Genomic DNA, 11,259 nt, shown 5'->3' on the forward strand with positions numbered 1-11,259 from the left:
CGATCCCCGCTCCCGGCCGAGCGGCACCTCCTCCGGCGACCGCAGCCCCACGACCTTCCACCAGATGGCCGTCGGCCGCCGCATGAGCATCGGGCGCGCCCTGGAGAACGACCTGGTCGTCTCCGACCTCCAGGTCTCGCGGCGCCACGCCGAGTTCCACGCGACGCCCGACGGCCGCTTCGAGATACGCGACCTCGGCTCGCACAACGGCACCTACGTCAACGGTCAGCCGCTGCCCAAGTCCGGGAGCGCCCTGCTCGGCCCGCAGGACACCGTGGGCGTCGGCCACTCCGCCTTCCGGCTCGTCGAGGGCCGCCTGGAGGAGTTCGTCGACTCCGGTGAGGTGTCCTTCACGGCGCGTCACCTCACCGTCGAGGTCGACGGGGGCAAGCAGATCCTCAAGGACGTCTCCTTCGGCGTCCCGGAGAAGTCCCTCGTCGCCGTCATCGGCCCCTCGGGCTCCGGCAAGTCCACGCTGCTCAAGGCCCTCACCGGATACCGTCCCGCCGACCGGGGCACGGTCCTGTACGACCACCGCGACCTGTACAAGCAGTTCGCCGAGCTGCGCCAGCGCATCGGGCTGGTCCCGCAGGACGACATCCTGCACAAGGAACTCACCGTGCGCCGCGCCCTGCGCTACGCGGCGAAGCTCCGCTTCCCCGCCGACACCAGCGAGCAGGAGCGCCAGGACCGCATCACCGAGGTGCTGCGCGAGCTGAAGCTCGACATCCACCAGGACAAGAAGGTCACCTCGCTCTCCGGCGGCCAGCGCAAGCGGGTCTCGGTCGCGCTGGAACTGCTCACGAAGCCCTCGCTGATCTTCCTGGACGAGCCGACCTCGGGCCTCGACCCGGGCATGGACCGGGACGTGATGCAGCTCCTGCGCGGCCTCGCCGACGACGGCCGCACCGTCCTCGTCGTGACGCACTCGGTCGCCGAGCTGTCGCTGTGCGACAAGCTGCTCGTCATGGCGCCCGGCGGCGCCGTCGCCTACTTCGGCCCGCCCGCCGAGGCACTCAACTTCTTCGGCTACACGAGCTGGGCGGACGTCTTCTCGGCCTTCGAGGAGTACCGCGACTACGACTGGGCGGGCCGCTGGAAGGGCTCGCAGCACTATCAGCTGTACGCGGCCGAGGCGGACGTCGCCGCCTCGCAGCCCGTCCCCGTGCTCGGCCAGAGCCCCGCGACGCTGCGCCCGACGAAACCGCAGGGCTGGTTCGCCCAGCTCAGGACGCTCACCGCGCGCTACCTCGCCGTCCTCGCCTCGGACCGCTTCTTCATCGCGCTCATGGTCGTCCTGCCGGTCGTGCTCGGCGTCGTCTCGGTGATCATCCCGGCCAAGTTCGGCCTCGCCCCGCCGACCCCGCCCTCCCGGTTCAACAGCGCGGCCGGGATGATCCTCATGATCCTCGTCGTGGGCATCTGCCTCGCGGGAGCGGCCAACTCCGTACGCGAACTGATCAAGGAACGCGTCATCTACGAACGGGAACGGGCCACCGGGCTCTCCCGCTCCGCGTACCTCATGTCGAAGGTCCTCGTCCTCGGCGTGGTCACCGCGCTCCAGGGCGTCATCATGACCCTCATCGGCACGAGCACCCGCGCCCTGCCCGAAGAGGGCCTCCTCCTGCCGCCCGCCGCCGAGATCGGCATCGCCGTCATCACGATGGGCCTCACCTCGATGGTCATCGGCCTGGTGATCTCCGCGCTCGTGCGCACGAGCGAGATGACGATGCCGCTCCTCGTGATGTTCGCGATCGTCCAGCTCGTCTTCACCGGGACGCTCTTCCAGATCTTCGACAGCCCCGGGCTCGAACAGCTCGCCTGGCTCATGCCCTCGCGCTGGGCGGTCGCGGCGGCCGGGGCGACGACCGACCTCGCGCACCTCATGCCCCCGTGGGACGAGAAGCGCCCCGGGGACCTCGATCCGCTGTGGGAGCACACCGCGGCCCAGTGGGGCGTGAACATCGCGGTCCTGCTCGGGATCGCCGTCGTCCTGCTCCTCGTCGTCTCGCGGCTCCTGCGCCGCCACGAACCCGAGGTCATGCGCAAATGAGACGCGGGGCGAGCGGCCGGGGCCCCGCCGGGGAACGTCACCCGGGCCCGTACCGCCCGCCCGGCCCGTACCCGCGCACGCCGCGAGGGCGGCACCCGCATCCGGGTGCCGCCCTCGCGACTGGTCAATAGGGGGCCGTGGGCACGACCCCGTCTCTCCCGCTCAGCACTCCCCGTACGCCGGGTCGGCGCGTGGTGGAGTCTCTGCCGGGGCTCCGCCGGGCTCAGCCCGCGCGGTCTCGGGGGAATGCTCAGTAGGCCGAGTTCACGTTGTCCATCGTGCCGTACCGCTCGGCGGCGTAGTTGGCGGCGGCGGTGATGTTCGCGACCGGGTCGTAGATGTCGTTCGAGGTGCCCGCGACGTGCCAGTGCTCGAAGGTCGGCTGGATCACCTGGAGCAGACCCTTGGAGGGAATGCCGTTCTGGGCGTTGATGTCCCACAGGTTGATCGCGCGGGTGTTGCCGGAGGACTCGCGCATGATGTTGCGGTGCAGACCCTCGTACGAGCCGGGGATGCCCTTCGCCTTCATGATGGCGAGCGACTCGCGAATCCAGCCGTCGAGGTTGTTCGGGTAGGTCTTGACGGCCTTGCGCTCGGCGTTGCGGCTCGCGGCCTGCTTGCTCGCGTGGCTCTTCGTGGCCTGCGCCTTCTTCTTCGTCTCGGCGGCCTTGGCCTTCTGCGCGGCCTTGATCTTCGCCTCGGCGGCCTTCGCCTGCTCGGAGGCACCGGCCTGCTGGTTGGTGATGCTGGCGTGCAGCTCCTTGGCCTGCGCGTTGCCGCCGACGACGCTGCTGTACGCGGCCGGCTCGGAGGCGGCGACGCTCTGCGCGGCGGAGCCGGAACCGCTCGTCGCGGGAATCGCGATGCCGCAGACGAGGACGGCGGCCGAGACGCTGCCTATACCGGCGAGCTGGAGCTTCTGCGTACGGCTCAGGTTGCCGCCGCGCAGCGCGGCCGGAACGGCACCCGCGACCTTGGCCTGGGCGGTGCCGACCTGCTCGCCGAACTTGCTGGAGGAAACGCGCTGCTGGATCGAGCCGAGCTGGCTGGTGACCTGACGACGACCGTCGTTGATTCGCTTCTGGGCGTTTCGCATGAGCGTGGAGATGTCAGACATGGCAGATGTGACCTCTTCGTGTAAGCGGGGGAGGTCGCTCTCGGCGCGGAGGGGACGAAATGTTTCCCCGGCCTGGCGCCGGGTAGAGACCGACGCCGAGCGACGGGTGCCATTGTTAGCGGCCGCAAAAATGCGTGGCAAAGATGTGACGTACGATGCGGCTTAGTTATAAAGGGTCCGTTTTGGGGCCTATGGGGCCGCAAAGCCCCCGCTCGTATCGGACATACGGCATGTACTACGCAAGTTCGTACGTGACGTGCACCCTATGCCCGTCCTCACAAGCCGCCCGCCCGCATCTCACCCGCCGTTGCTTCCGCAAAGCGGAGGGTGTGCGGTTCACGCACCTCTCCACCCGGTCGCGGCCCTCTCCACCCCTGGAGCTACGTCCGGCGGCGCTCCCCCCTGCGTCCCCGGGACCGATGCCGCCCGCACGGCCCCCGGCTACGGTGAGCCCATGCCCCCCGCCACCCCCACCGGCCTCCGCGCGGTCAGCTCCGCCCTGCTCGCGATGAGCAGACCGCTGGAGGTCCAGGACGTCCTGCACACGATCGTCGCCTCGGCCCGCGAACTCCTCGACGCCGAGTACGCGGCCCTCGGCGTCCCCGACGACCACGGCGGCTTCGCCCAGTTCGTCGTGGACGGGGTGAGCGAGGAGCAGTGGAAGGCCATCGGCCCCCTCCCGCGCCGCCACGGCATCCTCGCCGCCCTCCTGGAGGAGGGCCGCACCGAACGCCTCGCCGACGTCCGCCGCGACCCCCGCTTCAAGCGCTGGCCCGCCGCCCACCCCGACATGAGCGACTTCATCGGCCTCCCGGTCCGCCACGGCGAGGAGACGATCGCGGCCCTCTTCCTGGCCAACAAGCGCTGCCCCCACCCCGAGAACACCTGCGGCTTCACCGAGGAGGACGAGGAACTCCTCGGAATGCTCGCCCAGCACGCCGCCATCGCCCTCACCAACGCCCGCCTCTACGAGCGCAGCCGCGAGCTGACCATCGCCGAGGAGCGCTCCCGGCTCGCCCACGAGCTCCACGACGCCGTGAGCCAGAAGCTCTTCTCGCTCCGCCTCACCGCCCAGGCCGCCACCGCCTTCGTCGACCGCGACCCCGCGCGCGCCAAGGAGGAGCTGCACCAGGTCGCCGCGCTCGCGGCCGAGGCGGCCGACGAGCTGCGCGCCGCCGTCGTGGAGCTGCGCCCCGCCGCGCTGGACGAGGACGGCCTCGTCGCGACCCTGCGCACGCAGATCCGCGTACTCGACCGCGCCCACGCGGCGCACGTCACCTTCCGGGGGGAGGGAGTGCGCGCCCTGCCCGCCGCGCAGGAGGAGGCGCTGCTGCGCGTGGCGCAGGAAGCACTCCACAACGCGCTGCGGCACTCCGGCGCCGCCCACGTCGGCGTCGTCCTGCGCCGCGCGGGGCGCGGCGCGGCGCTCCGCGTCACGGACGACGGCTCCGGCTTCGACGTACGCGGGGTGCGCCGCGCGGGGCGCCACCTCGGCCTCGTCTCCATGCGCGACCGCGCGGCGGGCGTCGGGGGCTCGCTCACGGTGGAATCGGAGCCCGGCAAGGGCACCACGATCGAGATGGAGGTACCCGGTGGCTGATGCAGGCGAGCGGACGGCCCCTACGGGAGCGGCCGGCAGGGAAGGGGAGGGAGCGGGCGCGGCGTCCGGCGCCCCCCGCCCCATCCGCGTGCTCCTCGTCGACGACCACCAGGTCGTCCGCCGGGGGCTGCGCACCTTCCTGGAGATCCAGGACGACATCGAGGTGGTCGGAGAGGCCGCCGACGGCGAGGAGGGCATCGCGCGCGCGGCCGAGCTGGGCCCCGACGTGATCCTCATGGACGTCAAGATGCCGGGCACCGACGGTGTCGAGGCGCTGCGCACCCTGCGTTCCCTCGGCAACGAGGCGCGGGTCCTGATCGTGACGAGCTTCACCGAGCAGCGCACCGTGGTGCCCGCGCTGCGCGCCGGAGCGGCCGGCTACGTCTACAAGGACATCGACCCCGAGGCCCTGGCCGGGGCGATCCGCTCCGTGCACGCCGGGCACGTCCTCCTCCAGCCCGAGGTCGCGCGGACACTCCTCGCCCAGGAGGAGCAGGCCCCGCAACCCTCGCGCGGCGGCTCGCTCACCGAGCGCGAACGCGAGGTGCTCGGGCTCATCGCGGACGGCCGCTCCAACCGCGAGATCGCCCGCGCGCTCGTCCTCTCCGAGAAGACGGTGAAGACGCACGTATCGAACATCCTGATGAAACTCGACCTCGCCGACCGCACCCAGGCCGCCCTGTGGGCCGTACGGCACGGCTACAGCGACTGAAGCGCCTGCTCGCACGCGGTGTGCTCGGATGGTTGCACGAAAGAATGAGATTCATACCGACGGGTGCACCTCACCCGGACGGCGGAACGTGCCGGCCGGACGCGCGTTCTCCAGTGCACCCCGGGGCGATGGGCTCCGGGGTACTCAGGAGGACGAGAAAGTGATCAACTTCAAGAAGGCCGCGACCGTGACCCTGGTGGCCGGGGGGCTGCTCGCCGCGGGTACCGGTATGGCCTCCGCCACCGACTGCCCGCCCGCCCACGGCGGCGGCCACGGTGGCCACCACGCCCCGGGCCACGGCGGCCACCACGGCGGGAACGGCGGCGGCTCGCACGCCGGCGGCGGTGCCCACGCGAACGGTGCCGCGATTGGCTCCCCGGGCATCCTCTCCAGCAACCTCGTGCAGGTCCCGGTGAACATCCCGGTCAACGTGAGCGGGAACACGATCAACGTGATCGGGCTCCTTAACCCCGCCTTCGGCAACACCGCCGTCAACCGCTGACCTCTCAGCCGCCGTTCTTCACCCGAACGGTGGTGAAAGTGCCCATCCGGGCGCTACCCCGTGACCCCACGCGCCCCCGGCGCGTTTCCCAGCGTGCGGCCCCGAGCCAGGGGCCGTGAAACGCATCTGTGGAGGAGTAACACCCATGAGCATCGCCAAGAAGGCCGTCCTGACCATCGCCGCCGCCGGCCTCGCCGCCGCCGTCCCGGCGGGCGCCGCCTTCGCCGACTCCGGTGCCGAGGGTGCCGCCATCGGTTCCCCCGGCGTCGCCTCCGGCAACCTGGTCCAGGTCCCCGTGCACGTGCCGGTCAACGTCTCCGGCAACAGCATCAACGTGATCGGCTTGCTGAACCCGGCCTTCGGCAACGCCGCGGTCAACGGCTGACCCCAGCGACACCCCGACGGGGCCCGGCGCGCCACCCAGGCGCGCCGCCCCCCGCCGGGGTTCACCGCTCCCGCTCCTCCACCATCCCGTTGTACGCCGCGACCAGCGCCCGCCGCGCCGTCCGCTCCACCGGCCGCAGCGCCTCCGCGCGCGCCGCCATCTCGCCCGCGCTCACCGCCGCCCCGTGACCGCTCTCGTACGCGAGCGACACCAGCATCCCGATCCGCCGCCCCAGCTCCACGACCCGCACCGCCCGCGCCGGATACCCCGGCGCCAGGACCTCCGTCGCCCCCGCCCCGTGCACCCGCGCCCGGTACGCCTCGACCGCCGCCTCCGCGACCGGACCCGAGGCCGCCACGTCCAGCCGCGAGAGCACCACCGTCGCCTCCCGCATCGCCTCCGCCAGTTCCCGCTCCGCCTCTCCCAGCGAGGGCACGTCCGCCGGCGGCGCCTCCCGCACGGTCATGCAGCGCCACTCCACCTCCACGTGCACATCCCCCTCGGGCCCCGCCTCGAAGACCTCCGGCACGAGCCCATACGGAACCCCCACCGCCACCACGGCCTCCTCCGCCTCCAACGCCGCCGCGTTGAACTCCGGCGGACCCGAGAGCCCCAGCGGATGCCCGGGAGCGGGCAGCGCGAGCCGCAGCCCGCGCGCCCCCAGCGCCCGCAGACGCCCCAGCGCCAGCGTCAGCCCGACCGGGCCCCGCTCACCCGGCAGCCCCGTGACCCGGTGCACGGCGTCCTCACCGACGATCGCGCTCGCGGCGTCATCAGGCGGCACAAGACCGGCGAACAGTGCATTTCCCCAGGCGGTCAGCCGCCCGGAACGTGGTTCAACGCGCATCCCCCCAGCCTAAGGACAGGACGGGCCACGGCTTCCCCCGGCCGGTGGCGTAGGTTTTCTCCAGGGGGACACCCCTGGGGGGCGGCGTCCGATCGACGCACGCGACAAGCCGCGAGAGACAATGGGAGACACGGCGCTCATGAGCGATGTACTGGAACTGGTGGACGTATCGGTGGTCCGCGAGGGCCGGGCTCTGATCGAGCAGGTCTCCTGGTCCGTCAAGGAAGGCGAGCGCTGGGTCATCCTCGGCCCCAACGGCGCCGGCAAGACCACCCTCCTCAACGTGGCCTCCAGCTACCTCTTCCCCACCACCGGCACCGTCAGCGTCCTCGGCGACCGCCTCGGCCGCGTCGACGTCTTCGAACTGCGCCCCCGCATCGGCGTCGCCGGCATCGGCATGGCCGAGAAGCTCCCCAAGCGCCAGACCGTCCTCCAGACCGTCCTCACCGCCGCCTACGGCATGACCGCGAGCTGGCAGGAGTCCTACGAGGACATCGACGAGCAGCGCGCCCGCGCCTTCCTCGACCGCCTCGGCATGACCGAATACCTCGACCGCCGCTTCGGCACTCTCTCCGAGGGCGAACGCAAGCGCACCCTCATCGCTCGCGCCCTCATGACCGACCCCGAACTCCTCCTCCTCGACGAGCCCGCCGCCGGTCTCGACCTCGGAGGCCGCGAGGACCTGGTCCGCCGCCTCGGCCGCCTCGCCCGCGACCCCATCGCCCCCTCGATGATCATGGTGACCCACCACGTCGAGGAGATCGCCCCCGGCTTCACCCACGTCCTCATGATCCGCCAGGGCAAGGTGCTCGCCGCGGGCCCGCTCGAACTCGAACTCACCTCGCGCAACCTCTCCCGCTGCTTCGGCCTCCCCCTCGTGGTCGAGCAGCAGGGCGAACGCTGGACCGCCCGCGGCCTGCCCCTCGGCTGAGGCCCCGGCAGGGCCCCCACCCCGCGACCCGGCGCAAGCCACCCCCGTACGCCCTCAACGCCCCCTGTCCGCAGGGGGCGTTGCACGCCTACCATGCACACGTGGACATCGACGCGTGGGTGTGGTGGCTGATCGGCGCGGTGGCACTGGGGATTCCCCTCGTGGTGACCGCCATGCCGGAGTTCGGCATGTTCGCGGCGGGCGCCGTCGCCGGCGCGATCACCGCCGCCCTCGGCGGCGGCATCGTCGCCCAGGTCCTCGTCTTCGTCCTCGTCTCCGTCGCCGGGGTCGCCGCCGTACGCCCCCTCGCCGCCCGCCAGCGCGCCCAGCGCCCCCACCTCGCCAGCGGCATCGACGCCCTCAAGGGCCGCCAGGCCGTCGTCGTCGCCCGCGTCGACGCGAGCGGCGCGGGCCGCGTCAAACTCGCCGGCGAGATCTGGTCCGCCCGCGCGCTGGACGCCGAGCAGACCTTCGAACCGGGCCAGTCCGTCGACGTCGTGGACATCGACGGCGCCACGGCGGTGGTCATGTGAGCCCGGCCCACCCCCGCCCACCGCGCCACCCACCCGCACCGGGCCGCACCCCGCCGCCCGCCGCCCGCCACGATCAGGCCGAATCTGGGCGCTTTACCGCCCAGCGGGACGCGGCCCGCGCCAAACGGCCCCGATCACCCGGACGTTCTGACAGACTCGACGTCAAGATCCACCGCACGAAGCCTTGTTAGGCACCACGGCACGAAGGGCACGGGCTGCACGATGGCACCGATCATCATCGTCCTCATCATCCTGGTGGTGCTCGTCTTCATCGCCCTGATCAAGACGATCCAGGTGATCCCCCAGGCGAGCGCCGCCATCGTGGAGCGCTTCGGCCGCTACACCCGCACCCTCAACGCGGGCCTCAACATCGTCGTCCCCTTCATCGACACCATCCGCAACCGCATCGACCTGCGCGAACAGGTCGTCCCCTTCCCGCCCCAGCCGGTGATCACCCAGGACAACCTCGTCGTCAACATCGACACGGTCATCTACTACCAGGTCACCGACGCCCGCGCCGCGACGTACGAGGTCGCCAGCTACATCCAGGCGATCGAACAGCTCACCGTCACGACGCTCCGCAACATCATCGGCGGCATGGACCTCGAACGGACCCTCACCTCGCGCGAGGAGATCAACGCCGCCCTGCGCGGCGTGCTCGACGAGGCGACCGGCAAATGGGGCATCCGCGTCAACCGCGTCGAGCTCAAGGCGATCGAGCCGCCCACCTCCATCCAGGACTCGATGGAGAAGCAGATGCGCGCCGACCGCGACAAGCGCGCCGCGATCCTCCAGGCCGAAGGCGTCCGGCAGTCGGAGATCCTGCGCGCCGAGGGCGAGAAGCAGTCCGCGATCCTCCGCGCCGAGGGCGAGGCCAAGGCCGCCGCGCTCCGCGCCGAGGGCGAGGCCCAGGCGATCCGCACGGTCTTCGAGTCGATCCACGCCGGCGACCCCGACCAGAAGCTCCTCTCGTACCAGTACCTCCAGATGCTCCCCAAGATCGCCGAGGGCGACGCCAACAAGCTCTGGATCGTGCCCAGCGAGATCGGCGACGCCCTCAAGGGCCTCAGCGGAGCGGTCGGCAACTTCGGCGGCGGGCTCGGCAACCTCGGCGGCGGAGGCGGCAGCGACGCCAAGGCCGCCCCCACCCCGCCCGGCACCGGCGGCAAGCCCTTCCCACGCGAACAGCGCCCGCCCATCGACTGAGGCCCGCGCCCGCACGACGACGGGGCGGCCCCCCGGACCCGCGTCCGGCGGGGGACCGCCCCGCACCCGTACCCGGCGGCCCGCTCAGGCCACCACCCCGTGCCCCAGCCACTCCGGCAGCCGCAGCAGATCGTCCTGCCCCAGCCACTCCGGCAGCCGCAGCAGATCGTCCTGCCCCAGCGCGAGGAGCATCGCGTCCGCCGGGGTCGGCTCGAACGGCTGCCGCAGCAGCGGCATCCCCGCCTGCTCCGGCGTCCGGTCCGCCTTGCGGTGATTGTCCTCCGCGCACGAGGCCACCGTGTTCAGCCAGGAATCCGCCCCACCACGGGACTTGGGCACCACATGGTCCACCGTCGTCGCCCGCCGCCCGCAGTACGCGCACCGGTGCCGGTCGCGCACCAGGACACCCCGCCGCGACCACGGCGCTTGTCTTCGGAACGGCACCCGCAAGAAAACGGCACAGCCTGATCACCTGGAGCACCGGCAGAAACAGCGTCGCCGCCCGCATCCGCAGCCCCGGGTGCGCCCGCTCGACGACCGCCTTGTCGGTGAGGACCAGAAAACACCGCGCGGTGCAGGGTCACCGTCGACAGCGGCTCGAAGCTCGCGTTGAGCACCAGCGTGTCCCGCATCTCGCCCACCTCCCCGCTCACCGGCCGCCCCCTGGCGGTCGGGATCAACTCTGGCCGGGCACAACGAGATGGACAACGCAATAAAAAGTGCCCTCCCCTGATCAATTCCATGACCGGGGGAGGGCAAACACCCGGGGCGGACCCCGGTGCGCCCGGCGACGCCTCAGCTCGCCGGGATCTCGTACGTACCGATGAGCTGCGCGCGGCCCACGGTGTGGAAGTGGAGGTTGAAGCCGACCACGGCGGGCGTCGCCGAGGCATCGGGACCGAGCTTCTCCTGATCCACCGCGTGCACCGTGAAGACGTAACGGTGCGCCCGGTCCCCGGGAGGCGGCGCCGCCCCGCCGAAGCCCTCGCTGCCGTAGTCGTTGCGCGCCTGCACCGCACCGGCGGGCAGCCCCGCGAAGGACCCCGTCCCCGCCCCTGCGGGCAGCTCGGTGACCGTCGCCGGGATGTCGAAGACGACCCAGTGCCAGAAGCCGCTCCCGGTCGGCGCGTCCGGGTCGTAACACGTCACCGCGTAGCTCTCCGTCCCCTCCGGCGCCCCCTCCCAGCGCAGGTGCGGCGAGGTGTTCCCGCCGTCCTGCGCCTGGGCGGCACCCAGCGGCGCGCCCTCCGACACGTCGTCGCTGACCACCCGGAAGCCGGGCACCTGCGGCAACAGCTCGTAGGGGAGCGGTGGCCTCTTCTCACTCACGTCGCGATCCTTTCAGTACGTTTTTTGGCCGGGGCCCGGTCCTG

General features: G+C 71.9%; 11 protein-coding genes and 1 pseudogene. 8 read left to right on the forward strand and 4 right to left on the reverse strand.

Features of this window, described 5'->3' with window-relative positions:
• The first annotated feature begins 64 nt into the window (after window positions 1-64).
• Window positions 65-2,053 carry an ABC transporter ATP-binding protein/permease gene (locus SSBG_RS24170; protein ID WP_008748693.1) on the forward strand — a complete coding sequence of 663 codons (1,989 nt, stop codon included), beginning with the start codon at window positions 65-67 and terminating at the stop codon, window positions 2,051-2,053.
• Between the two features lie 250 nt (window positions 2,054-2,303).
• Here SSBG_RS24170 and SSBG_RS24175 read toward each other — a convergent pair whose 3' ends face one another.
• On the reverse strand, window positions 2,304-3,170 hold the full coding sequence (locus SSBG_RS24175; protein WP_037870530.1) for a transglycosylase SLT domain-containing protein: 867 nt from the start codon (window positions 3,168-3,170) through the stop codon (window positions 2,304-2,306).
• Window positions 3,171-3,624: 454 nt separating this feature from the next.
• Between SSBG_RS24175 and SSBG_RS24180 the strand changes: the two genes are divergently transcribed.
• The 4 genes from SSBG_RS24180 to SSBG_RS24195 all read left to right on the forward strand — a co-directional run bounded on the left by SSBG_RS24180 (window position 3,625) and on the right by SSBG_RS24195 (window position 6,369).
• Window positions 3,625-4,770, forward strand: a complete 1,146-nt coding sequence (locus tag SSBG_RS24180; protein WP_008748695.1) for a GAF domain-containing sensor histidine kinase — start codon at window positions 3,625-3,627, stop codon at window positions 4,768-4,770.
• Window positions 4,771-4,852: 82 nt separating this feature from the next.
• Complete coding sequence (locus SSBG_RS24185) at window positions 4,853-5,482, forward strand: response regulator (RefSeq protein ID WP_037871878.1); 630 nt, start codon at window positions 4,853-4,855, stop codon at window positions 5,480-5,482.
• A gap of 160 nt (window positions 5,483-5,642) precedes the next feature.
• Window positions 5,643-5,984 (forward strand): chaplin, encoded by a 342-nt coding sequence (locus SSBG_RS35885; protein WP_037870532.1) that lies wholly within the window; start codon window positions 5,643-5,645, stop codon window positions 5,982-5,984.
• A 145-nt stretch (window positions 5,985-6,129) separates the two neighbouring features.
• Window positions 6,130-6,369, forward strand: coding sequence for a chaplin (locus SSBG_RS24195; protein WP_037870533.1), 240 nt, complete (start codon window positions 6,130-6,132; stop codon window positions 6,367-6,369).
• Between the two features lie 61 nt (window positions 6,370-6,430).
• Here SSBG_RS24195 and SSBG_RS24200 read toward each other — a convergent pair whose 3' ends face one another.
• On the reverse strand, window positions 6,431-7,216 hold the full coding sequence (locus SSBG_RS24200; RefSeq protein ID WP_008748699.1) for a hypothetical protein: 786 nt from the start codon (window positions 7,214-7,216) through the stop codon (window positions 6,431-6,433).
• A 139-nt stretch (window positions 7,217-7,355) separates the two neighbouring features.
• On the opposite strand from SSBG_RS24200, the gene SSBG_RS24205 reads away from it, so the two are divergent.
• From SSBG_RS24205 to SSBG_RS24215, 3 genes are all read left to right on the forward strand, one after another.
• Window positions 7,356-8,147, forward strand: a complete 792-nt coding sequence (locus SSBG_RS24205; protein ID WP_008748700.1) for an ABC transporter ATP-binding protein — start codon at window positions 7,356-7,358, stop codon at window positions 8,145-8,147.
• A 101-nt stretch (window positions 8,148-8,248) separates the two neighbouring features.
• On the forward strand, window positions 8,249-8,680 hold the full coding sequence (locus SSBG_RS24210; protein ID WP_008748701.1) for an NfeD family protein: 432 nt from the start codon (window positions 8,249-8,251) through the stop codon (window positions 8,678-8,680).
• Between the two features lie 222 nt (window positions 8,681-8,902).
• A complete protein-coding gene (locus tag SSBG_RS24215) occupies window positions 8,903-9,886 on the forward strand; it encodes an SPFH domain-containing protein (RefSeq protein ID WP_008748702.1) in 984 nt (327 codons plus the stop codon).
• A gap of 84 nt (window positions 9,887-9,970) precedes the next feature.
• Here the strand turns inward: SSBG_RS24215 and SSBG_RS24220 are convergent.
• Together SSBG_RS24220 and SSBG_RS24225 are read right to left on the reverse strand one after the other, a co-directional pair.
• Window positions 9,971-10,518, reverse strand: a pseudogene (locus tag SSBG_RS24220) (HNH endonuclease).
• A gap of 163 nt (window positions 10,519-10,681) precedes the next feature.
• Window positions 10,682-11,215: a YbhB/YbcL family Raf kinase inhibitor-like protein gene (locus SSBG_RS24225; protein ID WP_008748703.1), complete on the reverse strand. Its 534-nt coding sequence runs from the start codon at window positions 11,213-11,215 to the stop codon at window positions 10,682-10,684.
• Between the last annotated feature and the right edge of the window lie 44 nt (window positions 11,216-11,259).

The organism is Streptomyces sp. SPB074, from assembly GCF_000154905.1.
Classification (GTDB): Bacteria; Actinomycetota; Actinomycetes; order Streptomycetales; family Streptomycetaceae; genus Streptomyces.

Coding starts and splice junctions, on each gene's coding strand:
- SSBG_RS24195 (WP_037870533.1), top strand. CDS start 6,130: ATGAGCATCGCCAAGAAGGCCGTCCTGACCATCGCCGCCGCCGGCCTC.
- SSBG_RS24200 (WP_008748699.1), bottom strand. CDS start 7,216: ATGCGCGTTGAACCACGTTCCGGGCGGCTGACCGCCTGGGGAAATGCA.
- SSBG_RS24205 (WP_008748700.1), top strand. CDS start 7,356: ATGAGCGATGTACTGGAACTGGTGGACGTATCGGTGGTCCGCGAGGGC.
- SSBG_RS24215 (WP_008748702.1), top strand. CDS start 8,903: ATGGCACCGATCATCATCGTCCTCATCATCCTGGTGGTGCTCGTCTTC.
- SSBG_RS24175 (WP_037870530.1), bottom strand. CDS start 3,170: ATGTCTGACATCTCCACGCTCATGCGAAACGCCCAGAAGCGAATCAAC.
- SSBG_RS24180 (WP_008748695.1), top strand. CDS start 3,625: ATGCCCCCCGCCACCCCCACCGGCCTCCGCGCGGTCAGCTCCGCCCTG.
- SSBG_RS24170 (WP_008748693.1), top strand. CDS start 65: ATGGCCGTCGGCCGCCGCATGAGCATCGGGCGCGCCCTGGAGAACGAC.